This window comes from Alteromonas sp. ABH4_454, from assembly GCF_056311775.1.
Genome location: NZ_CM149972.1, coordinates 2635664 through 2659286 on the forward strand (window position 1 = coordinate 2635664; position 23623 = coordinate 2659286).

Annotated in this window: 22 protein-coding genes; 16 read left to right on the top strand and 6 right to left on the bottom strand. The window is 44.9% G+C overall.

Annotated elements, in window-relative coordinates; translation table 11 throughout:
• Window positions 1-27: 27 nt before the first annotated feature.
• From ACYX4W_RS11515 to rne, 4 genes are all read right to left on the bottom strand, one after another.
• Window positions 28-1614, bottom strand: coding sequence for a sensor histidine kinase (locus ACYX4W_RS11515; RefSeq protein ID WP_476075467.1), 1587 nt, complete (start codon window positions 1612-1614; stop codon window positions 28-30).
• A gap of 231 nt (window positions 1615-1845) precedes the next feature.
• Window positions 1846-2979, bottom strand: a complete 1134-nt coding sequence (locus tag ACYX4W_RS11520; protein ID WP_476073284.1) for a phosphotransferase — start codon at window positions 2977-2979, stop codon at window positions 1846-1848.
• Window positions 2980-3053: 74 nt separating this feature from the next.
• Window positions 3054-4258 (bottom strand): IS3 family transposase gene (locus tag ACYX4W_RS11525; RefSeq protein ID WP_476073285.1). Its coding sequence is split into 2 segments (ribosomal slippage): window positions 3054-3886 and window positions 3886-4258, totalling 1206 coding nucleotides; the frame shifts between segments, so codons are not numbered across the junction.
• Window positions 4259-4378: 120 nt separating this feature from the next.
• Window positions 4379-7837, bottom strand: a complete 3459-nt coding sequence (rne, locus tag ACYX4W_RS11530) for a ribonuclease E (RefSeq protein ID WP_476073286.1) — start codon at window positions 7835-7837, stop codon at window positions 4379-4381.
• An 812-nt stretch (window positions 7838-8649) separates the two neighbouring features.
• On the opposite strand from rne, the gene rluC reads away from it, so the two are divergent.
• Together rluC and ACYX4W_RS11540 are read left to right on the top strand one after the other, a co-directional pair.
• Entirely contained in the window at window positions 8650-9591 is a 942-nt protein-coding gene (gene rluC, locus ACYX4W_RS11535; RefSeq protein ID WP_474807273.1) for a 23S rRNA pseudouridine(955/2504/2580) synthase RluC, read from the top strand.
• 3 nt (window positions 9592-9594) lie between these two features.
• On the top strand, window positions 9595-10302 hold the full coding sequence (locus ACYX4W_RS11540; protein ID WP_476073287.1) for an HAD-IA family hydrolase: 708 nt from the start codon (window positions 9595-9597) through the stop codon (window positions 10300-10302).
• A gap of 38 nt (window positions 10303-10340) precedes the next feature.
• On the opposite strand, the gene ACYX4W_RS11545 is transcribed toward ACYX4W_RS11540, so the two are convergent.
• On the bottom strand, window positions 10341-10961 hold the full coding sequence (locus tag ACYX4W_RS11545; protein WP_476073288.1) for a Maf family protein: 621 nt from the start codon (window positions 10959-10961) through the stop codon (window positions 10341-10343).
• A 153-nt stretch (window positions 10962-11114) separates the two neighbouring features.
• Between ACYX4W_RS11545 and yceD the strand changes: the two genes are divergently transcribed.
• The 14 genes from yceD (at window position 11115) to ACYX4W_RS11615 (ending at window position 22771) form a co-directional block, all read left to right on the top strand.
• Entirely contained in the window at window positions 11115-11648 is a 534-nt protein-coding gene (gene yceD / locus ACYX4W_RS11550; RefSeq protein ID WP_476073289.1) for a 23S rRNA accumulation protein YceD, read from the top strand.
• 3 nt (window positions 11649-11651) lie between these two features.
• Window positions 11652-11822, top strand: coding sequence for a 50S ribosomal protein L32 (gene rpmF / locus ACYX4W_RS11555; RefSeq protein WP_012518206.1), 171 nt, complete (start codon window positions 11652-11654; stop codon window positions 11820-11822).
• A 15-nt stretch (window positions 11823-11837) separates the two neighbouring features.
• The gene (gene plsX / locus ACYX4W_RS11560) at window positions 11838-12863 is read left to right on the top strand and encodes a phosphate acyltransferase PlsX (RefSeq protein WP_476073290.1); all 1026 of its coding nucleotides are present in this window, start codon (window positions 11838-11840) and stop codon (window positions 12861-12863) included.
• The gene (locus ACYX4W_RS11565) at window positions 12860-13825 is read left to right on the top strand and encodes a beta-ketoacyl-ACP synthase III (RefSeq protein ID WP_071814538.1); all 966 of its coding nucleotides are present in this window, start codon (window positions 12860-12862) and stop codon (window positions 13823-13825) included. The genes plsX and ACYX4W_RS11565 overlap by 4 nt, the downstream gene beginning before the upstream one ends.
• 99 nt (window positions 13826-13924) lie before the next feature.
• A complete protein-coding gene (gene fabD, locus ACYX4W_RS11570) occupies window positions 13925-14854 on the top strand; it encodes an ACP S-malonyltransferase (protein ID WP_476073291.1) in 930 nt (309 codons plus the stop codon).
• A 9-nt stretch (window positions 14855-14863) separates the two neighbouring features.
• Entirely contained in the window at window positions 14864-15604 is a 741-nt protein-coding gene (fabG, locus tag ACYX4W_RS11575) for a 3-oxoacyl-ACP reductase FabG (protein WP_474872783.1), read from the top strand.
• Between the two features lie 199 nt (window positions 15605-15803).
• Window positions 15804-16043, top strand: coding sequence for an acyl carrier protein (acpP, locus tag ACYX4W_RS11580; RefSeq protein WP_012518211.1), 240 nt, complete (start codon window positions 15804-15806; stop codon window positions 16041-16043).
• Between the two features lie 80 nt (window positions 16044-16123).
• Window positions 16124-17362 (top strand): beta-ketoacyl-ACP synthase II, encoded by a 1239-nt coding sequence (fabF, locus tag ACYX4W_RS11585; RefSeq protein WP_476073292.1) that lies wholly within the window; start codon window positions 16124-16126, stop codon window positions 17360-17362.
• A gap of 219 nt (window positions 17363-17581) precedes the next feature.
• A complete protein-coding gene (gene pabC, locus ACYX4W_RS11590) occupies window positions 17582-18439 on the top strand; it encodes an aminodeoxychorismate lyase (protein ID WP_476073293.1) in 858 nt (285 codons plus the stop codon).
• Between the two features lie 224 nt (window positions 18440-18663).
• Window positions 18664-19683: an endolytic transglycosylase MltG gene (gene mltG / locus ACYX4W_RS11595; RefSeq protein ID WP_476073294.1), complete on the top strand. Its 1020-nt coding sequence runs from the start codon at window positions 18664-18666 to the stop codon at window positions 19681-19683.
• Window positions 19684-19764: 81 nt separating this feature from the next.
• On the top strand, window positions 19765-20454 hold the full coding sequence (tmk, locus tag ACYX4W_RS11600) for a dTMP kinase (RefSeq protein WP_476073295.1): 690 nt from the start codon (window positions 19765-19767) through the stop codon (window positions 20452-20454).
• A complete protein-coding gene (gene holB, locus ACYX4W_RS11605) occupies window positions 20454-21341 on the top strand; it encodes a DNA polymerase III subunit delta' (protein WP_476073296.1) in 888 nt (295 codons plus the stop codon). Before tmk ends, holB begins: the two co-directional genes overlap by 1 nt.
• 58 nt (window positions 21342-21399) lie before the next feature.
• Window positions 21400-22179, top strand: a complete 780-nt coding sequence (locus ACYX4W_RS11610) for a TatD family hydrolase (protein WP_476073297.1) — start codon at window positions 21400-21402, stop codon at window positions 22177-22179.
• A 34-nt stretch (window positions 22180-22213) separates the two neighbouring features.
• Window positions 22214-22771: a pyridoxamine 5'-phosphate oxidase family protein gene (locus tag ACYX4W_RS11615; protein ID WP_474856066.1), complete on the top strand. Its 558-nt coding sequence runs from the start codon at window positions 22214-22216 to the stop codon at window positions 22769-22771.
• Between the two features lie 70 nt (window positions 22772-22841).
• Here the strand turns inward: ACYX4W_RS11615 and ACYX4W_RS11620 are convergent, their stop codons facing one another.
• The gene (locus ACYX4W_RS11620; RefSeq protein ID WP_476073298.1) at window positions 22842-23474 is read right to left on the bottom strand and encodes an SDR family oxidoreductase; all 633 of its coding nucleotides are present in this window, start codon (window positions 23472-23474) and stop codon (window positions 22842-22844) included.
• Window positions 23475-23623: the final 149 nt, after the last annotated feature.

Below are 23623 nucleotides of genomic sequence, written 5' to 3' on the forward strand. Positions count from 1 at the left end.
TATTGGTATAATCCTAATTCGTCTATGTCATTCAGGGCTAGGTAAATCTGATTGATTTGCTTGGCTTTCTATCATAGGAAGTGTCAAGGTAAACTGAGAGCCTTTACCTAACGTAGAGTGTGCAGTTAGTGCGCCGTGGTGGGCTTCTGCAATGGCTTTTGCGATAGACAAACCTAACCCCATTCCATTGCCTTTGCGTTTTAACCTAACGAAGCGTTCAAACACGTGCTGCAAATCACTTGAAGAAATGCCTTCACCGCAATCAATGACTGATACGTTGATATTCTGGTCTTCGCTTTCAACTCGCAGCGAAATGGGCGTATCTGGATAGGAGTATTTGTGTGCGTTTTCAATAAGAATGGTTAGTGCCTGCGAAATTCTGTCACGGTCGATAAGCACTTGCGCTTTTTCTTTAGCAAGCCATTTAATATCTAGATCTCTGGGCTTTGTAAGTTTTTGCCACGATGGCATGTTTTGAGTAAGCAGGCTGTGTAAGTCCGATTTAACCAAATCCACCGTGAATTCGTGCATCTCGGCCCGCGCCAGTAGCAGTAAGTCATCCACTAACTTACTCAAGTTAACCGCTTGCTCAAGTATGGTCTCCAGCGTTTCTTTGTAAATCTCATTGCTCGCTGCTGCTTGTCTGAGGGTTACCTGCGCTTCGCCGCGTATAATAGTTAGCGGCGTACGCAATTCGTGACTAACATCGGCCATAAACTGACGACGCTTTGCGTCTTGCTTAGTTAGTTTGTCATTTGCTTCTTTTAGCGCGCGAGTGCGGCTCTCCACTTCAAACTCTAAATGCTTGCGATGGGCATCTGCCTGATCTTCATGCTCCTGTAGTCGCGCAATCATAGAGTTAAGCGCTTTCACCAAGTCAGTAAATTCGCTGTCTAGGGTTTCAGGCAAGCGATAGTGATAATTTCCTGATGCGATAGCATCAGTACCAGTACGAATGACTGTAAGGGGTGAATAAAGGGCATTGAATAGCCAGTAGCAACCCAGCAAAATGAAGGGGCAGGTGATAAGACCCAAACTAATTGTAAACCATACAATGCTGGTGTTAAGTGTTTCGATGCTAGCGTTAATACGCGATACCACGCCTGTTTGTCTATTTACAGCAGAGTTAATAGCTTCTCTAAACTGATTGTCGATGGTGACTTCTAATAATGTTTGAAGGCGCTGCTGCTGGTTGAGTGGAGTGCTATCGTTAGAAAGCGCAATAGCCCTAAATTCTGCCACTATGCTTTGAATGAGTGCTTCGAGTTCGTCAGTGTCCTCTACGCTGCCAAGCGTTGCTTCAACTCCTAAGGCTTCACGCTGCGCGAGTTCTAGCGATGTTATCCGATTTAATGCGTTTTCTATTTGCTGTTGCTTGTTTCTAACTTTGGCTTGGTTCGCATTTTTTCCAAATATAAGCTCGTCTGTCAGCTGTTTAAAAAGCCTGTAGGAAACACTGGATAGCTGTTGATGCTCTGACAGTAGCGACTGGGCAAGCTGTGCCTGGGTGAGATTAGTACGGGTTAAATGTGCCGAAATTGCGGCACTTGCCAAGGCTATTAACAAGATAAAAGTAGATAACAACCCAAAAAGATAAAGTTTGCGTTTGTACATGGCAACGACATTGTATTTGTTTGCCACTATATACGCCTAATATAATGTAATGGTGCAGTTTTATTGGTTTTAAAGGCAAAGAGCTGTCGCGTGAACTCTTTAAGGCTCCACTTTAGACAATTGCATTAAAACCATTAGAACAACCATGAAAAGTCGTAAAGTGAGTTTTTGCGAACTTTTGCGAGTGCAGTACTTACGTGATTTTGTATTCAGGGCTGTGCTTTAATCTTTTTACTTTAAGGCGGCTAGGGCGACATTAGTTTGGCCCTTAAGCTCAGCATCTATTTTCCAGTGCTCTGGGCTCCAACCAGATAAGAACCGATAAAAGTCAGCGCAGGCAAAAGGGTACAGCTTTTTCCATTCGGCAATGACGTGCTCAATATCACTGTTTTTGAAATAAAAAGGGCTATCATGGTTTGACGAGCGAGCTTGTAGTGCGTCTTCTAGTGCAAGGAAATACGTATTAAGTAAAGCGTCCCGATGGGCTATATGGGTTTCAGTGGGTAATGCGCTTCCCAAAAAGTAAGCCACATCTTTTATGCCGACACCAAAACCGACATACTGAAAGTCGACGGCGGCACAGGCGGAAAAATCTTCAGTAAAACAGAAGTTAGCCACTTTAGCATCGCCATGTACTAACGTTTGATAGTTAGCACTATCTAAAGTTCTAGAAATGGCCAGAGCGTTTTGTTTTAACAGACCCTCGGGCATGGCTTGAAACTCATCTTCACGTGTAGCTAAGTGCCAATAAGTACCTTCGCTCCACAGCTGTATATTTCGGTTTTCAAATTCACTTCTTACATTAAGAAAGCGCGCGTGAAAGTGAGCTAACCATTTGAGAACGGTTTCGCATCGCGCTGGGGTAAGTGAAGAGGCTGTACGTGAGTAGCCAGCGTGCGCTAAATCTTCCATAACCAGAAGGGAGGCTTCGCCCTGCTGGCTGTGTGCTATGTATTTGGCTGTTGGAAAGCAGGCATCAGTTTGCGGGTGTACTTGGCTATAAAAACAGTTCTCTACGGCAAAAGATTGGCATTTTCGGTTGTGGCTTGCCTCGCCGTTCCAACCTTTGGGGTGTGAAAGGGTGTTTGGCGGTGTGGCGCATTTTACTACAACCTTAGTAACTGGTTGGTAGTTGGCTTTGTGTAGGGTAGTTGAGCTATCTTGTACTTGCTGGATTTCATTTGTACGAGTAGCGCTAACTTTGTTACTGGATTTTGCGGTACCGTCACTAGAGTAGTCTAGTGTGGCACGAAAGCAGGCACCGTAGCCACTCCAAAGAGGCTGGATTAGTTGCGTATCCAATACCCTGGCATTACACACTTGGCTTAACCAATCTATATATTGCTGGTCTACCGTATCTGACATTTCATTCTCAATTCGAACTAAATTTCAAAAGTACACTAATGACTAGTCCTGAAATAGGTTGACACTTATTTCGGTTAAAACGCCCGATGTATTTCATCGGGCGTTTTGTATTTAAGAGCCAAATGTGGCCTCCTACCATTATAGATTGTTACTGACTCTGCAACCATCTTTCTCGCTTCTTCTAAATCTCTTGGCTTATGGAGTAAGTATTCATTTTTAAGAATACCGTTTATCCGCTCTGCAAGGGCGTTTTGATAGCAGTCGTAACCATCTGTCATTGAGCACTGTACATCATGTTTTCTATGGAGTTTTTGATACTCTTCTGAGCAATACTGTATACCTCTGTCAGAATGATGTACGAGTTTTTCGTTTGTACTTTTTTGTTTAAGCGCTCGAGTAAATGCTTGCTTTACTGACTGCGTTCGCATGTTATCGTCGACCTGATAGCCCACAATCTTCCGCGAATAAGCATCTGTAATGAGACTCACATAACTCTCTCCAGTTCGCGTCGGTAAGTACGTGATATCCGCCACCCATAGCTGATTGGGTTTATCCGCTTTTAACCCCGCTTTAATAAGGTTGGGATGACAGCGGAACCGATGATGACTGTTCGTTGTTTTGTGATAGGCACGCTTTGTAGGCACTAATAGACGCCTTTCTCTTAGTAAATTAAAGAGATGATCCCTACCAATATCTATTTTTACGAGCGCAAGAAGATACTGTAATTTCCTAGTGCCGATGCGAGGTTGAATCATTCGCTCATGACGTACGAATTGAATGACTCTAGCCTCATGCGCTTCGCGCTTGATTGAACGAGCACAATGTTGGTAATAGGCCTGGCGAGAAATATTCAGATAACGACAAGCTTTGGCTACGGAAACCCCGTCTATCACTTTTTCCTGGATGACTTTCTTTTGCGCTTTTTTACAACGCTTACTCCATAATCAGTTTCAAGAACATTCACGACGGCTTCAAAGAAATCAGCTTTCATTTTCGTATCAGCAAGCTCTTTCTCCAGTGCCTTAATACGCTGTTCTGGAGTGAACTCTACTTTGGACTTATCCACGCAGTTACCTCGTTTAAGAAACTCAGGTGTACCATCCGTCCAATTTAGACGACCATGCTTACGAAGCCAAACTAAAACCGTTGAACACCCCTGAATCCCGTAGTGGTCTTGTGCTTGTTTATATGTGAATTCGCCTTTTTCAACTTGGTCTACAACGGCCAGTTTAAAAGCGAGGGAATAATCGCGTTGAGTTCTTTTGCTATTTGATTTCATTACACTCTCCAAATTAAGTTTGAAAAGTGTCAACGCTATTTAGGATGGGTCATAACAAACAAAAAAGCCGCTCGAAAGCGGCTTTTATTCATGGGCTAGTCAACCACTAGCAACTGAGATTTATTCAGCCGCTGCTGGCGCTTCAGCAACGTCACTTACTGCTTGAGGAAGTGTTGTAGTTGCTGATGCTCGCGAGTTGGCGTACGACATGGCCGCAGTTTTACCCGATACTGCTAGTGCAGGTCGTGTATCGTCAGCTTTTGCAGTAAGCGCAACATCAACAAAGGTATCGTTCACTTGCGCTGGCAATGCCATAGGGTGAGATGCGCCACGCTTACCTTTACCGCTAGCAGCTAGACTATTTAAAGCTGGAGCTGCCTTTACAGTACGTTGCTCTTTAGCCGTCGTATCCGATGCTTTTGCTTCAGGTTCTGATGGCACATCTGCCAAGTTAATTTCAACTTGTTCTGGCGATGCTGATTCATCTTTAGCTCCTAACGCTGCGCTTGAACTGTCAGTATCAGCAGCCTCAACTGAAGATTCAGCGTCTGCTTCCGACACGGACTCTTCAGATTCACTTGATTGTTCAGTGTTTTGAGTTGCTTTGACCTGCTCAGCTTGAGTGGTAGCGTTATCTTCTGATGCAGTTTCTACAGTCGTAGAAGGCTTATCTTCTGAAGGCTGCTTCTCTTCTGAAGGTTTATTTTCAGCTGAAGGTTTATTTTCAGCTGAAGGCTCTTCATCCGCTGAAGCTTCATTACCTGCTGAAGGTTCATTACCCGCTGAAGGCTCATTACCCGCTGAAGGCTCTGCATCAAACTGAAGTTCGTCCTGAACGGCTTCAACATCAAGCTTGGCTTTTTCTTGCTGGCCTTGGTTAGAAACAGGCTGTTCGTCAGCTGGTGCTAGTTGACCAGGCTCCTGTGCTTGCGTTTCTTCAACAATAGGTGCTTCAGCTTTAGCGGTCGCTTCAACTTCAGCCTCTGGAGCTTGCGGTGAAAGCTCGCCAGGTTGCTTAGCTTGAGTGTCTGCATCGTCAACTTGCTGCGCTTCTTTCTTACGACGTTGGCCTGCGGCACGAACATGGCGAGGTGAACGGCGTGAACGACCACGACCTTCTCGTTTTTGACCTTGTTCTTCACTGTTGGCTTCACTGTTCGCATCAGTAGTCGCTTCAACAGCGTCATTAGCTACTGAAGTTCGACTATCAACTTTATCCGCATCCGATTGAGCCGCTACCGGCTTTGCGTCTACAGATTTTTCAGCTACTTGCTGTTCCGCTTGCGGCGCTGGTTTATTAGCGTCCTGCTTAGACTCAATATTACTTTCAGCTGGCGCCTGTGCTTTCTCTACTTTAGACGACTTAGGTTTTGTATCAGCTTTAGGCTTCTGCTGTACCTGTGCTTCTTTCGGCGCAGGGGCTGTTTGAGCGTCATTTTGTTCTGCAGTATTTACGGCATCATCTTTTTTCACACGAACGCTACGGCGCTTGTCACGACGTTTTCTGCGTTCAGCCACTTCACGCTTCTTCTGCGCTTGGTTTTCTTGCTGCTCGCCATCTTGCTTTTCGTGCTTAGGCTTTTGCTGTTCATCGCGAGGCTGTTGTGCTTTACGCGGCTTACGGCCTTTGTTATTGCGTTTGTCGTCTTGGTCCTGACGCTGGTCTTTTCGCTGATCGCCGCGCGGTTTGCGATTATCCTTCTGGTCACTATCGCGGTTTTGATCTTTGTCTTGGTCACGGCCTTTAGACTGGCTGCCACGACGGTTGTTTTTATTGCGCGGCTTGCGACGACGGTCGTCGTTATTGCGAGTGCGGTTGTTTCTATTTTGGTTACCAGACTGTGCTTTCTTGTCTTTATTGGTTTCTTCTTCGCTTTCGCTACCAAATAAATCGCTAATCCATTTGCCAAAGCGTGCAAACAGCGAAGGCACATCGTCAGCTTTCTTTGCCGGCTCTTCTTTCGGCGCCACAACAGGAGCAGCTGTAGGCGCAACAAGCCCTTTAAGTGCTGGTTCTTCACGTTTGACGGGGGCCGTGGTCGTCGTTTCTGTTTCAGCTTCTACTGCAGGCATTAGCTCTACGTCGTAGCTCGCTTCAGATACAACGTCGTCTGGACGTCGACGCAACACCTGGTAATGAGGTGTATCCAAGTTTGCATTAGGAATAAGCAGTAAATCTACGCCGTGACGCTTTTCAAGAAGCTGAATTGACTTACGCTTTTCGTTAAGTAGATAGGTCGCAACTGGAACAGGCAACTGTGCTTCAATTTGCCCTGTGTTTTCTTTGATGCTTTCTTCTTCCAAAATACGAAGAATAGACAGTGCTAAAGATTCGGTTCCGCGAATAGTGCCGTGACCAGAGCATCGTGGACACACGTGGTGCGCTGATTCACCTAGAGAAGGGCGTAAACGCTGGCGAGACATTTCTAAAAGACCAAAGCGAGAAATGCGACCAAGCTGTACACGGGCTCTGTCACTTCTAACCGCGTCTTTCATACGGTTTTCAACTTCACGTTGGTGACGTACTGGTGTCATGTCGATGAAGTCAATAACTACCAAACCACCTAAATCGCGAAGACGCAACTGACGAGCAATTTCATCTGCCGCTTCTAAGTTAGTATTAAGCGCAGTCTCTTCAATATCACCGCCCTTGGTTGCGCGGGCAGAGTTGATATCAATAGAGGTTAGTGCTTCAGTAGGGTCGATAACAATTGAGCCGCCAGATGGTAAACGCACTTCGCGTTGGAACGCAGACTCAATTTGGCTTTCGATTTGGTAGTGGCTGAATAATGGTACTTCACCACGATAAAGCTTTACACGATTTGCAAAGTCAGGGCGCACTAGCTGAATGTGCTGTAGCGCTTGCTCATAAATGCTGGTTTTATCGATAAGGATTTCGCCGATATCGCGACGTAGATAATCACGAATAGCGCGCACAATAACGTTACTTTCTTGGTGAATTAAGAAAGGAGCTTCGCGCTCTTCAGCTACCTCTGAAATCGCTTCCCAGTGTTTAAGCAGAACTTTTAAATCCCACTCTAATTCTTCGTACGACTTACCTACACCAGCAGTACGCACAATTAGGCCCATACCTTCAGGAAGGTCTAATTTGCTTAGTGATTCTTTAAGCTCAGTACGCTCGTCGCCTTCAATACGACGAGAGATGCCGCCAGCGCGTGGGTTATTCGGCATTAGCACCAAATAGCTACCTGCAAGCGATAGGAACGTAGTTAAAGCCGCGCCTTTTTGGCCACGCTCTTCTTTGTCGATTTGAATAATAACTTCTTGGCCTTCCTTAATCACATCTTTGATGTTTGGACGGCCTTCGAATTTGTAACCTTTAGGGAAATAAGTGCGGGCAATTTCTTTTAGAGGGAGGAAACCGTGACGCTCTGCGCCGTAGTCGACAAAAGCGGCTTCTAAGCTTGGTTCAACGCGGGTAATTTTACCTTTGTAGATGTTCGCTTTTTTCTGTTCGTGCCCTGGGCTTTCAATATCTAAATCGTACAACCGTTGCCCATCAACAAGGGCAACGCGCAACTCTTCTTGCTGAGTTGCATTAATTAACATTCTTTTCATTGTATCTAACTCTGTTTTAGTACAGCCGTTAAGACACAAAATTAAAGTGACATGTGCAAACCCTCACCGCGCAACCTCACGGCTGGACGGGGACCTTGTTGTTGCGTCGCATTATCCCTGGTGGTTGGCCATGTTAGCACCGTTTTTAGCGCTTAATTTTAACTGTTTTCACTTGTGTCTTATTTTTAGACAAAATCGCAAGCGAATTGCAATGGCCACACTGCTTTAGGGATGTCGGGAGCGACTAGCCCTTATTACTGTATTCTTTTTTACGAGCATTTTTATATGCTCGCTAGTCATTTAATTCTGTTAGTTAACGGCAAACTTATTTTATGTTCGCAAGCAATGGCGGTTGCTTTATCACGGCAGTGTAGTCGTTGCCTCTCTAGCTTGGTTGGTCTGAAAAATATTTTTTCATTGCGGATGCTACCAACGCGAACGCCATACTTTTTCGTTTTACAAGTGTGAGTAGCATCGTCGTTCTTTATAGATTGCTATCTCGTTCTCGTTTGTTGTTTTTATAACGCTGAGTTTCACGTTTCTGAAAGGGCGTTTTTTTACCACTTACTATCAAAAACTAAATTGTGAATATTACCGTTCAAAAAACGTCGTTAATTATCGCACCAAAACTGCAAATTTAGCAAGGAAAGCAAGTGAATAAATTGTGTATATCTCAATAAGTAGGCTGTGTACTGAGTACAGACGAATGGCAAAAAAATGTCTTTGGTTAAAATTGCGTCGATAAATGCTTTTTTCAATTATTTATCACTTTCAATTAGCCCAGAGAAATACCAATGAGGTATACTCTGGGCATGAAAGAAGAAGCCCCCAAAAAAGTACGTTTTGTAACGGTTGAAGCCGACTTGGCTGGTCAACGAATCGATAACTTTTTGCGTACGCAGTTAAAAGGCGTGCCTAAAAGTATGATCTATCGCATTTTACGCAAAGGTGAAGTGCGAGTGAACAAAGGCCGTGTTAAACCTGAATACAAACTACAAGCCGACGATTTAGTCAGAATTCCACCTGTTCGTGTGTCGGAAGGCGCACCGGCGCCATCGCCTAAACTCGATAAAATTGCAGCGCTTGAGTCGCACATTCTATTTGAAGACGATCGCATACTTGTTATAAACAAGCCCTCTGGAATGGCAGTTCATGGTGGCAGTGGTTTAAGCTTTGGTTTGATTGAGGGCTTAAGAGCCTTGCGCCCCGATGCCAAGTTTATGGAACTGGTACATAGACTTGACCGCGATACCTCTGGCTGTATTTTAATTGCTAAGAAGCGCTCAGCCCTTCGTCACATGCACGAGCAACTTCGTACGGGTAAAATGGACAAGCGTTATAATGCGCTTGTTGCAGGTGAGTGGCCTAAAACTCGATTTAAAGTAAAAGCCCCACTTCGTAAGAATGTACTCCAATCGGGCGAGCGAATGGTGAGTGTAAGTGATGATGGTAAACCGTCAGAAACTCGCTATCGCATATTAGAAGAATACGCAGGGGCGACCTTAGTTGAGGCATCGCCTATCACAGGTAGAACTCACCAAATTCGTGTTCACTGTTTGCACGCCGGTCATCCTATTGCTTGCGACCCAAAATACGGTGATGCGGATTTTGATGCATCAATGCGCCAGAAAGGGCTTAACAGACTGTTTCTTCACGCTCGCAGTATTTCACTTATACATCCTGCGACAGAAGAGCGTGTGACCTTTACCGCACCCTTAGACAATACACTCACAAATACACTTAAAGCGCTGTAAGTTATGCACTCAAAGAATCAGGCTGTGGCAGCACAGCCTTTCACTTCGTTAGATAAAAAACTGCCTAAGTACAAACTTGTTATCTTTGATTGGGATGGCACGTTGATGGACTCGGCTGCGAAAATCGTCAGTTGCATGCAGCTTGCGGCAAAACAGTGTGATATGCCAATACCTACCTATGACGAAGTGGGTCACATTATTGGCATAAGTTTAAAGCCCGCCATAAAGCAGCTTTTTAAAATTGAAGATGATGCGTTAGCTGAACGTTTAGTCGCAGCGTATAAAGAGGCATTTGTCACCCGCGATACAACGCCGTGTCCTTTGTTTGATGGCGTTGAACAGTTACTTAGCAATTTGAAAGAAGCAGGATGCACATTGGCCGTTGCGACAGGTAAAGCGCGCCGCGGTCTTGACCGAGCTTGGTTACAAACAGAAACGGGCGTTTTTTTCAGTACGTCGCGCACTGCTGACGAGGCAGAATCAAAACCATCGCCGGATATGCTGTTGCAGATTCTCGATGAGCTCGGCTTTGAAATTGAAGATGCCGTGATGATAGGTGACACAACCTATGACATGCAAATGGCCAAAACCATTGGGATGGATAGAATAGGTGTGTCATACGGTGTTCATGCACAGGTTCATTTAGAAGCGTTGTCACCTGTGGCTCTTGTACACTCTGTAAGTGAACTAGAAACAGCGCTATTTAAATAGCGCTGATTTAATAGAGCAGTTCTGATAGAATTAGTGGCTTACTGTGCAGCCATTGCTAATAAATCGACATCGAAGTGTGCGCCCAGTAATTCATTTAGCAGCATTATCGGAAGACCGATTAAACTGTTAGGGTCGCGGCTTTCTATTTTATCGAACAGTAATACACCCAAACCTTCGCTTTTAAAACTGCCAGCGCAATCAAGTGGTTGCTCTTTATCTACATAGGCGCGAATGGCAGCTTCACTGTTATGGCGAAAGAAAACGCGTGTTTCATCTACCTGTGTTATCGTTTTATTAGCGCTAGGTTGGTGAAGGCAAAGTGCAGTATAAAATGACACTTGCTTACCTTGGCACGCGATTAGTTGCTTTACTGCATTTTCAGACGTACCCGGTTTGCCAAGTAACTGAGGCCCTGTGTCGGTTTGTACCAAAGCCACTTGATCGCTACCAATAATAATAGTGTCGTTATTTACTTTTTCTAATTCAGCGGCAACCTTTTGTGCCTTTTGCTCAGCCAAACGTAAACTCAACGCAGTAGGGCTTTCGTTCTCAAAGGGCGTTTCGTCAATATCTGGTGCGTGGGTGTTTACTTGAATTCCAATGTTGGCGAGCAACATTTTTCGGTATTGCGATGATGAGGCGAGAACAAGGGAGGCCACAAATACTCCTTTTATAAAATCAATATGTTGCATAGTTTCAGTTAGTAGTACAATGTTACTTTATCACTGCGCACTACATACAGTGTTTTATTATAGGTTAAAACGTAATTTTGCTTTGACAGGAAGGGGTTGACCCTATATCATGCGCGCCCTATGCAGAAAGTGAAACTCCCTCATTCGGTTGAACCGACTAAAAGTGCCATGAAACGTTCCGATTACCGGGGCGTGATTGTGTCTAAAGATATGGAACGATTGAGTGAAGCAGTTGTCCGATGCAATGACTATGTGGACGCAGAAGTACAGTTCGAAAAAGACGCGCAGGGTCTTACTGTCTTTCACGGCCACTTAGCCACGCAGGTAACACTTATCTGTCAAAGGTGTAATGGTGAACTCGATTATCCCGTGGAAGCGGAATTCTGTTTTACTCCAGTGCAGGGAGAAGAACAGGAAAACGATGACATCATTCCCGAGGCTTACGAACCGGTAGAGGTCAACGACCACGGAGAAGTTAATCTGCTTCAGATTTTTGAAGACGAGCTACTGTTATCTTTGCCAATTGTGCCCCTTCATGCAGAGTCGGAGTGTACAGTGAAGCAGGACGATATGTCGTTTGGAAAGATTGAACCGGAACAAGAGCGACAAAACCCTTTCGCGGTTTTGAAAGAACTTAAGCGAGACCAGGAGTAAGTTATGGCAGTACAACAAAATCGTAAAACGCGTTCTAAGCGCGGTATGCGTCGCTCACACGATGCATTGACAGGCGCGACTTTGTCTGTCGATTCAACGTCGGGCGAAACTCACCGTCGTCACCACGTGACCGCTGACGGTTATTATAAAGGCAAGAAAGTAATCGGCGCGTAATACGGCGACTACATTTTGTCTAAACTAACCATCGCGTTAGATATCATGGGGGGCGATCATGGTCCCCCTGTTATCCTTTCCGCAGCCGTAAAGGCTATCCAACTTCATCCCGATGTGCATTTCACATTGTGCGGTGACGAAAAAATTATCAATTCGAGCTTACAACCCCTTACCAATGTTGAACGCAACCGCGTTACCATAAAACATTGTTCACAAGTGGTTGAAATGGGCGAAGCGCCCACATCAGCGTTACGAAATAAAAAAGACTCTTCTATGCGTCGCGTTATCGAACTCGTTGAGAGCGGTGGAGCAGACGCGTGCGTAAGTGCAGGTAATACCGGTGCACTACTTACCTTGTCTTTCTACTTACTAAAAACCTTGTCAGGCATTGATAGGCCCGCGCTTATTAATATGATGCCGACAACAGGGCACCATAATGTTTTTCTTCTAGATTTAGGCGCTAATGTAAACTGTACGCCTGAGATCCTGTTTCAGTATGGCGTTATGGGTTCAGTGCTTGCGCAAGAGGTAGCGGGAATTGAATCACCACGAGTTGCCTTATTAAACGTAGGCGAAGAAGATATTAAAGGTAACGCACAGGTAAAATCTGCCGACCAGCTTTTTAAAGATGCGCCAGGCATAAACTATATTGGTTATGTAGAAGGTGACGACATTTTCACCGATCATGCGGACGTAGTGGTTACAGACGGTTTTACCGGAAATGTAGCCCTCAAATCCAGCGAAGGGCTGGCTAAGCTGGTGATAAATGAAGTAAAACGCCAGTCACAGAAGAACTTTTATACCCGATTATTGGCAAAAATTGCCTTCCCATTACTGAAATCTATCTATAACAGCGTGAACCCCGACCAGTATAACGGTGCGAGTCTGATAGGATTGCGCGGCATTGTTATCAAGAGTCATGGAAATGCACAAAAAGATGCCTTTTATTACGCCATCGTGCAAGCAATGAAAGAAGCAAAAATGCATTTACCTGAGAAGATAAAGACTAAGATAGAAACGGTATTGTTGGAGCAGCTTTGAGCAAATATTCACGCTTTATAGGAACAGGTAGCTATTATCCCAGCGACGTGCGTACAAACGCAGATTTAGAGCAAATGGTGGACACCAGTGACGAATGGATCACTGACCGTACCGGGATAAAAGAGCGACGTATTATTGGAGCAGATGAAACCGCTGCTACCATGGGTGCAGAAGCCAGTAAAAAAGCCATAGAAATGGCAGGCATCGATCCAAAATCTATCGACATGATTGTGTGCGCTACCACAAGTGGTCGCTATGCGCTTCCAAGCACAGCATGTGAAATTCAACGCATTCTTGATTTAGACGGCATTCCGGCATTTGACGTGGCTGCTGCGTGTGCAGGCTATTGTTATGCATTGAGTGTGGCCGATCAGTACATTAAATCGGGAATGGCTAAACGCATTCTTGTAATCGGAACCGACTGCCTAAGCCGTTTGATAGACCCAGAAGACAGAACCATGGTCATTCTGTTTGGTGATGCCGCAGGCGCGACTATTATAGAAGCCAGTGATGAACCTGGTATTTTATCTACACATATTCATGCAGCAGGTTCATATGGAGACTTACTATACGTAGGCAATCCAACTCGTGGTGATGAGCAGTCAGTTCACGAAAATTGGGGTGTGATGCGCGGCAACGAAGTATTCAAAGTTGCGGTCACCAAGCTTTCAGAAGTGGTTGAACAAACCCTTGCCGCGAACGGTATGCAAAAATCTGATCTTGACTGGTTAGTGCCTCACCAAGCAAACTTTAGAATTATTAAAGCGACAGCTAAAAAGCTGAATATGTCTCTTGATCAAGTAGTGCTTACGTTAGAGCAGTATGGTAATACCTCTGCTGCTACAGTGCCTACAGCGCTTGATACCGCTATCAGAGATGGACGCATTCAACGCGGACAGCATTTATTACTAGAAGCATTCGGAGGCGGATTTGCTTGGGCATCAGCGCTTGTTCGCTATTAGCCTTGCAGATATTTGCCTTGGTGGTTTTTGCCTCGATAGGGGCACTCCAACTCCGACGTTTTCTCGCTTCTAGTAAATTAAAAATAATAAGGAATCGACATGACAAAGACAGCCTGTGTATTTCCAGGACAAGGTTCTCAAAGCGTAGGTATGCTAAAGGAACTTGCTGAGACTTCTCCTATTATCGAAGCAACGTTTAAAGAAGCCTCTGACGCACTTGGATACGACCTGTGGGATTTAGTCCAAAACGATGCAGACGGTAAACTTAACGAAACCCATATCACGCAGCCAGCGTTGCTTGCAGCGAGTGTTGCAATTTGGCGTGTTATTCGCGAGCAGGGCATCGATGTAGATTACTTAGCAGGTCACAGCCTTGGTGAGTACTCAGCATTAGTGTGTGGCGGTGCCATGGATTTTGCTGATGCTATCAAGCTTGTAGAAGCTCGTGGTAAATATATGCAAGAGGCTGTACCAGCCGGTGCGGGCGCTATGTATGCCATTATCGGATTAGACGACGCTGCCATTGCTGATATTTGCCAGCAAACTGCGATTGCTACAGGCGATGTGGTTGCACCAGTTAATTTTAACTCTCCAGGCCAAGTCGTTATTGCTGGCGAAAAGAGCGCAGCTGAACAAGCGGCTAATGCATGTAAAGAAGCGGGCGCTAAGCGCGCACTTCCTCTTGCGGTAAGCGTTCCTTCACACTGTGAGCTAATGCGCCCTGCGGCAGACAAATTAGAAGACGCGCTATCGTCATTGAACGTTAATGAGCCTGCAATCAATATTGTGAATAATGTTGATGTCACTATTGAAACCCAAGGTGATGCAATCAAGAACGCATTAGTTAGACAGCTTTATTGCCCCGTTCAATGGACGCGTACTGTTGAATACTTGGCGGCTGCGGGCGTTGAGCGCGTTATTGAAGTGGGTCCAGGTAAAGTACTTACTGGATTGAACAAACGTATCGACAAGAGCCTTGAATCTCTTGCAGTTAATACACCTGATGGTGTCGAAGCATTAAAACAATAAGGAAACGCAATGAGTCAATTAGACGGTAAAATTGCGCTTGTTACCGGCGCAAGCCGAGGTATAGGCAAAGCGATTGCCACGCAGCTTGCTCAGCAAGGTGCTACAGTTATCGGAACGGCGACCAGTGAAAATGGTGCGCAAGCGATCAGCGATTATCTTTCTGAATTCGGCGGCAAGGGTTTTGCGCTAAATGTCACCGACAAAGAAAGTGTAGATACAACATTAAAAGCAATTAACGAAGCTTTTGGTAGCATCGATATATTGGTCAATAATGCAGGTATCACACGTGATAATCTGCTAATGCGCATGAAAGATGACGAGTGGCAGGACATTATCGACACCAACTTAACTTCAATTTTCACACTGTCAAAAGCGGTACTTCGCGGTATGATGAAGAAGCGTTTTGGTCGCATCGTGAATATTGGTTCAGTGGTGGGCAGTGCAGGTAACGCCGGACAGGCAAACTATGCTGCAGCGAAAGCAGGGGTTATTGGTTTTTCTAAATCAATGGCTCGTGAAGTGGCTTCTCGTGGTATTACTATTAACGTTGTAGCGCCTGGTTTTATCGATACCGATATGACAAAAGCGCTAACCGATGACCAAAAAGAGGCCATTTTCAAAGATATTCCGGCGAACCGTTTGGGTGCGCCTGATGAAATTGCAGCCACTGTTGCCTTTTTAGTAAGCGATGGTGCAGCCTATATTACAGGCGAAACTATCCATGTAAATGGTGGTATGTATATGGGGTAAATTCGCAAAATTTGCGAATTTTCCTTAGTTTGGGGTGGTATTTACCCGAACTTGGATGTAAAAATAGTATTTTACGAATTTCGAATGTCGCTGGTTTGACCAGAAAATTTGTTTAAACTGGTGCTTGCAAGGATGCACCTTGCAAAATAAACTAGCGGCACTTTTATTATCTAGTGACGTTTAAGGGAAACCTAGAATTATGAGTAACATTGAAGAACGCGTTAAGAAAATCATCGTTGAACAACTTGGCGTGAAAGAAGAAGAAGTAAAAGCAGAAGCTTCATTCGTTGACGATTTAGGCGCTGATTCACTTGACACTGTTGAGCTAGTAATGGCTTTGGAAGAAGAATTCGACACTGAAATTCCTGACGAAGAAGCTGAAAAAATTACTACTGTTCAGTCTGCAATTGACTACATCAACGCTAACAAAGACGCTTAAGTCTTAAGTAGCGACAAAGCGGCTCTTCTTACAGAGCCGTTTTTGTATCTCCTACCTTAGTTCCAAAGCGAGGGCTTTTTGTGACAAAACGTCGCGTAGTGGTTACTGGTCTTGGAATGCTTTCACCATTAGGTCTTAATAGCGAAGACACATGGCGCAAACTGCTCGCGGGCGAAAGCGGCATTGGTGAAATCACCCATTTCGATTGTAGTAACTATTCAACCCGTTTCGCAGGTCAAATTAACGATTTTGATCCGCAGGAATACATTGAAAAGAAAGAAACCAAGAAAATGGACCGCTTTATCCAATTGGGTATTGCAGCAGGCAAGCAAGCTTTGGTCGATTCTGGTTTAACTGTTTCACAAGATAATGCGCATCGCGTAGGTGTAGCCATTGGTTCAGGTATTGGTGGTTTAGAACAAATTGAACAAAACCATTTAAAACTGACAAATAGTGGACCTAAGCGCGTATCGCCATTCTTTGTACCTTCAACCATTACCAACATGATTTCAGGCTTTTTGTCTATCATGGAAGGGTTGAAAGGACCGAATTTAAACGTTGTGACTGCTTGTACAACAGGGGTTCATAACATTGGTATTGCCGCAAGAACTATTGCTTATGGCGATGCTGATGCCATGCTGGCCGGAGGCGCAGAAGCGTCTATTACTCCGCTAGGTATGGCAGGCTTTGCCGCAGCTCGTGCGTTGTCATCTCGCAACGACAACCCACAAGCAGCAAGCCGCCCATGGGATAAGGACCGCGATGGTTTTGTTATGGGTGAGGGCGCTGGCGTGGTAATGCTGGAAGAATACGAAGCAGCTAAGGCACGTGGTGCAACTATCTATGCTGAGCTAGTTGGTTTTGGTATGAGTGGCGACGCGTACCACATGACATCTCCACCTGAAGATGGTGAAGGCGCGGCCGCATCTATGCAAAACGCAATAAACGACGCGAAGATGGATGCAAGCGAAATTGGCTATGTTAACGCTCACGGTACGTCTACGCCTGCCGGTGACATTGCAGAAGTGGCTGCGGTAAAGCGTGTATTTAACGATCATGCTCACAAATTACTTGTTAGCTCTACTAAATCGATGACAGGGCATTTACTTGGTGCCGCTGGTTCCGTTGAGGCAATTTTCACTATTTTGGCACTGCGTGACAAAATGGCGCCGCCAACCATTAATTTGGATGAGCCAGGTGAGGGCTGTGACTTAGACTTTGTTGCACATAAAGCAAAGGCATTCAGTGAAGACTACGCACTGTGTAATTCATTCGGGTTTGGCGGTACGAACGGCTCATTGATTTTCAAGCGTATGTAACGCGCTCTAGCTAACACAATACGTTTGAGTTTTACTCACATTCAAAAGGCAGCTTCGGCTGCCTTTTGTTGTTTATATGAACAAATGTAATGTCGAAGATTGTGCGCGTCAGGCTTTCTTCATTGGCGAGTCAAATAATTTGTCACAGCTATAAGTTGTTTGACCAATGCAAGTTGGTATACTTCCCTCAAAGATAGTAACGGCGAACAAGAGTAGGCAGTGATAATTATTCCCAGCGCTACGCCTATTTCATCAAGTGATAGGGCGTTTAATTACGGAGATGGCGTGTTTACCACACTGATGGTGAATGAACACAAAGCAGAATTATTGCCTTACCATTTATCACGTTTAGAGCACGATACCGCTGCCATCAAACTGGATATCGATATAGATACTCTCGAAGCCGCAATCGCTGAACAAATTGAGGCAATAAAGAAAGCCCCAGAAGGAAACGCATCGACAAAGTATGTGTTAAAAGTTCACGTTTCTGGTGGTCAAGCAGGTAGAGGATACGCGCGAAGTGAAGACAGTGAAGCGCTTATAAGATTTAGTCAGCACCCGTACCCGAGCCATTACGATAGTTTGGCTAATAAAGGTGTTAGTGTGATATGTGCTCAAACAAGGTTAGCTATTCAGCCATTGCTTGCTGGTGTGAAGCATATGAATAGGCTAGAGCAAGTACTTGTAAAACACGAGGTAGATGAAGCTGGCGCTCACGACGCTATCGTTTGCGATACCCAAGATAGTATTATCGAAGCAAGCGCAGGTAATCTGTTTTTTTATCTTAATGACGAATGGTATACCCCCTCTCTAAAAGGGAGCGGGGTAAATGGTGTTGTAAGGCAGTGTCTCATTGATTCGCTGTTAAACGATAACAGTGTACTTCACGTTGGGAATTACGACCTTTCTTTTTTACGAAAAGCCAGCGCAGTAGTCATTACTAATGCGTTAATGGGGGTAATGCCGGTGAAACAAGTACGAATGACTGATTTTTCTGTGGTTAATTTTGATGTTAAAAGCGATGCAATTGCTCGCCTAAAGGCACGTCTTACTATTGCAGTGAAAAATGGGCAGTAAAAGAGGTCAGTGAGAAGTCGGCAGTAACAAGTGCACAGTAGAAAATGGGCAGTAAAAAAGCGATCAAAAATAAAGAGTAAAGGCAGCTAGCGAAACAAGCTGGCGCTTAAATTAACATTATAGATGCATACAAGAGAGCTTATGCATTCTAAGTGATTTGAAGAATTAGTCGTAGAACGAAGTAGAATGGAATATAAAACAATGTACAAAAGGGAAGCCCAAGTATGAAACGGGCTGTCATTATTTTACTGTCCCTTGTTATGGTTGCAGTGATTGGTGCTGCATGTGGCATTATGTATGTGTCTGGAAAGGTCACTTCTGAATTAACGCTAGAAAATGAAAGCTTATTTACCATAGAAAGCGGTAGTAATGCTTATCGCACGGTGAAGTTATTGCGTGAAGCAGAAATAACTGATGTGCCACCGTTTGTGGCAAAAGTATGGCTTAAATTTTTTGCAGGCAGCACCTCGGTTAAATCAGGTACATACATGTTGCGCCCCGACCAGTCGTTGGCGGATGTATTTACGCTTTTTACTCAAGGTGACGAGCATTTCTTTGCGGTAAGCTTAGTTGAAGGGCTAACCCTCTCACAATGGATTGAAACACTAAAGCAAAACCCCAATCTTGTTTTCGATTTAGACGAGAATAAATTAGGACAGTTAACTCAAGGTAACGGTGTTGATTGGTGTTGCGAACAGGTATCTCAGACCGAAGGGATGTATTTGGCTGATACTTACTTTTTTACTAAAGGTACAACAGCCAGTGAACTATTGAAGCGAGCTCACCATGCGCTTATTGAGTTTGTCTCTGTTGAGTGGGAACAACGGAAAACGGATCTTCCATTAGCCACACCCTATGAAGCACTTGTATTGGCGAGTATCATCGAAAAAGAAACGGCAGTACCTGAAGAACGTGACATGATTTCCGGAGTATTTGTTAATAGACTCAACAAAAACATGCGCCTTCAAACCGACCCGACGGTGATTTATGGTATTGGCCCCAAATTTGATGGAAATATTACGCGTAAACACCTTCGAACGGCAACGCCTTACAACACTTATGTTATTAAAGGGTTACCGCCAACGCCAATAGCCATGGCTGGCAAAGCGGCGATTCATGCGGCGTTACACCCGCTATCCACTGATGCTTTATATTTTGTAGCGAAAGGTGACGGAAGCCATCAATTCTCTACCTCGCTAGCTGAACACAATGCAGCTGTGCGAAAATACCAGTTAAAACGATAACCCTGCTGTTATAGCTACATAGTACGTAGCAGTGATCTAGCCAGTAGGTTATAGCTAAATGAAAACAGAGTTTAAAAAGTAATGCGCGGAAAATTTATTGTAGTTGAAGGCCTTGAAGGGGCAGGAAAAAGCTCTGTAATAGGGCTAATTGTTCAAGCATTAAAGGGTGCTGGAAAGCGCGTTGAGCAGACTCGTGAACCAGGTGGTACACCTATGGCGGAAGCCATACGAGAATGTGTAAAGCACGACTGGGATGAAGCCGTTAGTGAAGAAACTGAGCTGCTTCTTATGTACGCCGCTCGCGTACAACTGCTTACTAATAAAATATTTCCATCACTCGACGCAGGAGCATGGGTAGTAGGAGATCGACACGATTTATCCTCACAAGCCTACCAAGGTGGCGGTAGAGGGGTAAGTGAAGCAACCATGTCCGCCATTAGCGATATTGCACTAAAAGGGTTTAAGCCAGATTTAACCCTATACCTAGACGTTGAGCCAGCAGTAGGGCTAGAGCGGGCTCGCGGACGTGGCGAGCTTGACCGCATTGAGCAAGCCGGGCTCGCCTTTTTCGAGCGTACCCGTGCTAAATACCTGTCGTTGGCCGAGCAAGATGAATCGATAGTAGTAATTAGCGCAATGCAGCCTATGGAAAAGGTTCATCAAGATGTTATTGCCACTATCACCGATTATGTGACCAACCAAGAATACACTGGCACCGTAAGTGAAAGTAGCAATTCAGTGCAAAACGAAAGTCAGCAGGAGAGAGGGTAATGCAAATGCTGCCCTGGTTTGCTGCAACGTTTTCGACTTTGCTAACGCGATATATGGCAAAGAAACTGCACCATGGCCTACTGCTAACTGGCCCAAAGGGCATCGGCAAAAATCAACTCGCAGTGGGCTTAAGCAACGCGTTATTGTGCAAGCAACCTAGTACCGACGGACCATGCGAGCAGTGTCAAAGCTGCCATTTAAGACAGGCGGGAAATCACCCAGACTTTCACGTGTTGGAAAGTGAAAAGCAGCTAGGCGTGGACAAAATTCGCGAAGGTATTGCCAAGCTCTCTGGTACTGCGCAAATGGGGGGAAACAAAGTGTTGCTGATCCCCCGAGCCGACACCATGACAGAGGCGGCGGCTAATGCGCTATTGAAAACCTTAGAAGAGCCCACAGATAATACTTTCTTACTGCTGATTACTGACAGTATCAACAAGATCATGCCGACCATATTGAGCCGGTGTGAACGACAGATACTTGCGCTTCCGTCTGTACCAGAAAGTTTGAACTACCTTAAGGCTAAAGGCGTAGAAGATGCTAGCGAAGCATTACTGGCGGCCTATGGTTATGCGCCCCTTCGCGTGGAAGAAGCGCTCTCTGGTGACGAAGATATTAGTTATCGCAATTTCAGTGATGGTATGCAGGCGCTTTTAGCAGGTGATGCCAACATGCAGGTGCAAACACTTGCAAATAAGTGGCAGAGCAATGCGCAGCAAATCGCATTGTGGTGCCAACAACTGGCCCGTGACGAATACATGAAACGTCAACAGGCCGTCGACTTTAATCGCTATGTAGCGTGTGTAGAGGCAGTAAAAACGCTCGAACATGCTGGGGTGAATAAATCGATGGTACTTTTTGGGCTGTTAAAACAGTTTCAACGTTAACAGATAAAAAGGTTTTATTTCCTTTTGTCTGAAAGCAATTTATTAATACAGGTGTAGTTTGTTCGTAGATTCTCATTGTCACTTAGACCGACTTAAGCAAGGGCCAGAAGAACTGGCTGAAACGTTAAATTTTGCTAGAACACGAGGTGTAGAGCACTTTCTTTGCGTGTGCGTATCGGTTGGCGATTACGACAGCATGTTAGACGCAGTTAGCCAGTTTGATGACGTTTCAGTATCTTGTGGTGTGCACCCGCTGCATCAAGATGAAGCGTGCAGTTATGAGGAACTGCTAGAGAAGGCGCAGCGTGAAGAAGTTGTGGCGATTGGTGAAACAGGGCTGGACTATTTTTATAGCCCAGAAAGCAAAGATATTCAGTTAACGTCATTCGTCGATCACATCAAAGTAGCTAACGAAACCAGAAAGCCGCTTATTATCCACACGCGAGATGCAAGAGAAGATACCATCAACTTACTCCGTGAACACAAAGCAGCGCATACCAAAGGCGTTTTACATTGTTTTACTGAGTCATTAGAGATGGCACAGGCCGCTATAGAGATGGACTTCTACATCTCTATTTCCGGCATTGTGACTTTTAATTCTGCTGATGAATTACGTGAAGTGGTAAAAGCTATACCTTTAGAGCGGCTGCTTATTGAGACTGACTCTCCTTGGCTTGCGCCTGTACCTCATCGGGGTAAGCAAAACCAACCTGGTTATGTAGTGGAAGTGGCTGAGTTTATAGCAGAGCTCAAAGGTGTATCGGTAAAAGAGCTAGCTGACATCACTACACGCAACTTTTACACATTGTTTTCTTTGGCTGATAAGAAAGCAGCGTAACTAAAAAGCAGTTGGCTTACATGAGGAGGTGGGTATGCCCCAATGGCGACAGGGATTGACAAAAAGTCTACACCAAACCCGCAGTATGCCCGAAAGTCGATATTTTCAGTTAGCTACGGTCGATGGCAGCGGTACTCCGTTTTGCCGAACTGTAGTATTTAGAGGGATGACCGACGAAAATCAGCTAGTTGTTATCTCTGATACCCGAACAGAAAAGTACAGCCAGCTAGAGCAAAACGCTCAAGCACAAATATGTTGGTATTTTTCTAAAAGCAGAGAGCAATACCGTTTCTCTTGCCTCGCTACAATAATCACTGCGAGTCAGGATGTTGACTTAGTTAAACAGCACTGGAATAAGTTGTCGGACGCGGGGAAAAAGCAGTTTCTATGGGGCGAGCCGGGTACGCCTCGTAATGATGGCACAGCGCTTCAAATAGAAGGCGATTTCGATGAAGTGCCGCCTCATTTCTGTGTAATATTATTGGCTATTGAAAGCGTAGATTACCTGAATTTAAGAGGAAACCCACAAAGCCGAGAATGGCATCAAAAAGACGCCAATGGCAACTGGGTGAGCCAATCTCTAATCCCCTAAGGTGCTTTAGGTATATGAATAACCCTCCCGCTGTTGTAATGTTATTAAACAGGGGAGGGATAAATAGCCTTTATAAAACTTGCGAGATAGGCGTGTCGCCCTTAAATAGGTAAGTAGTAATATTTTCACTACTTTCTCTTGCAACACTTTCAACAATAGCCGTTGCCACATCTTCTCTAGGAATTACAGCATCATCTTTATTGCTTGGCATATCAGTGCGTACCAAATGGGTACCTGGTTCGTTTAATAGAGTGCCAGGGCGTAAAATAATATGGTGCAAACCACTGTTAATTAAGTGCTCATCTGCCATGTGCTTGGCAACTAAATAGGGCTTGATTGCCGAATCTACGCTATCAGGGTCGCCTGCACCGATAGAGCTCACCATGATGAATTTAGGTGTACCTGCCGCTTTGGCATAGTTTACTGCGTTACGTGCAGCCCATAGATCGATCATGAGTGTTTTATCTGCACCCGTGTTACCACCCGAGCCCGCGGTGAATACCACCACATCAATTCCTTCAAAATGAGAAGAAAAATCTTTCTCTAGATCTTGCTTTACAACACTAAGATTATCATTTTGTATGTCAGATAGTTTGTCAGGACTTCTCACCGGTGCTAAGACCTTGTGCCCTGCATCTAAAAGCTTTACGGTAGCTTGTTTGCCAATTTGTCCTGAAGCGCCAATCACTAATACATTAGCCATAATGGTATCCTCCTTGCATTTGAAAAGTATTTATCGTTTATCGTTACAAGGTTGCATAGGAAACAATGGCAATATGCGATCATTAACTGCGATGGAATGCTGCCCTAAAGAGATTGGCTGCATTAATTGATACGTGGGGGCAGTTAGCG

Bases quoted from the DNA above. Each gene is read 5' to 3' on its own strand.
- ACYX4W_RS11515 (WP_476075467.1), bottom strand. From the start codon at position 1,614: ATGTACAAACGCAAACTTTATCTTTTTGGGTTGTTATCTACTTTTATC.
- ACYX4W_RS11520 (WP_476073284.1), bottom strand. From the start codon at position 2,979: ATGTCAGATACGGTAGACCAGCAATATATAGATTGGTTAAGCCAAGTG.
- rne (WP_476073286.1), bottom strand. From the start codon at position 7,837: ATGAAAAGAATGTTAATTAATGCAACTCAGCAAGAAGAGTTGCGCGTT.
- rluC (WP_474807273.1), top strand. From the start codon at position 8,650: ATGAAAGAAGAAGCCCCCAAAAAAGTACGTTTTGTAACGGTTGAAGCC.
- ACYX4W_RS11540 (WP_476073287.1), top strand. From the start codon at position 9,595: ATGCACTCAAAGAATCAGGCTGTGGCAGCACAGCCTTTCACTTCGTTA.
- yceD (WP_476073289.1), top strand. From the start codon at position 11,115: ATGCAGAAAGTGAAACTCCCTCATTCGGTTGAACCGACTAAAAGTGCC.
- rpmF (WP_012518206.1), top strand. From the start codon at position 11,652: ATGGCAGTACAACAAAATCGTAAAACGCGTTCTAAGCGCGGTATGCGT.
- fabD (WP_476073291.1), top strand. From the start codon at position 13,925: ATGACAAAGACAGCCTGTGTATTTCCAGGACAAGGTTCTCAAAGCGTA.
- fabG (WP_474872783.1), top strand. From the start codon at position 14,864: ATGAGTCAATTAGACGGTAAAATTGCGCTTGTTACCGGCGCAAGCCGA.
- acpP (WP_012518211.1), top strand. From the start codon at position 15,804: ATGAGTAACATTGAAGAACGCGTTAAGAAAATCATCGTTGAACAACTT.
- mltG (WP_476073294.1), top strand. From the start codon at position 18,664: ATGAAACGGGCTGTCATTATTTTACTGTCCCTTGTTATGGTTGCAGTG.
- tmk (WP_476073295.1), top strand. From the start codon at position 19,765: ATGCGCGGAAAATTTATTGTAGTTGAAGGCCTTGAAGGGGCAGGAAAA.
- holB (WP_476073296.1), top strand. From the start codon at position 20,454: ATGCAAATGCTGCCCTGGTTTGCTGCAACGTTTTCGACTTTGCTAACG.
- ACYX4W_RS11615 (WP_474856066.1), top strand. From the start codon at position 22,214: ATGCCCCAATGGCGACAGGGATTGACAAAAAGTCTACACCAAACCCGC.
- ACYX4W_RS11620 (WP_476073298.1), bottom strand. From the start codon at position 23,474: ATGGCTAATGTATTAGTGATTGGCGCTTCAGGACAAATTGGCAAACAA.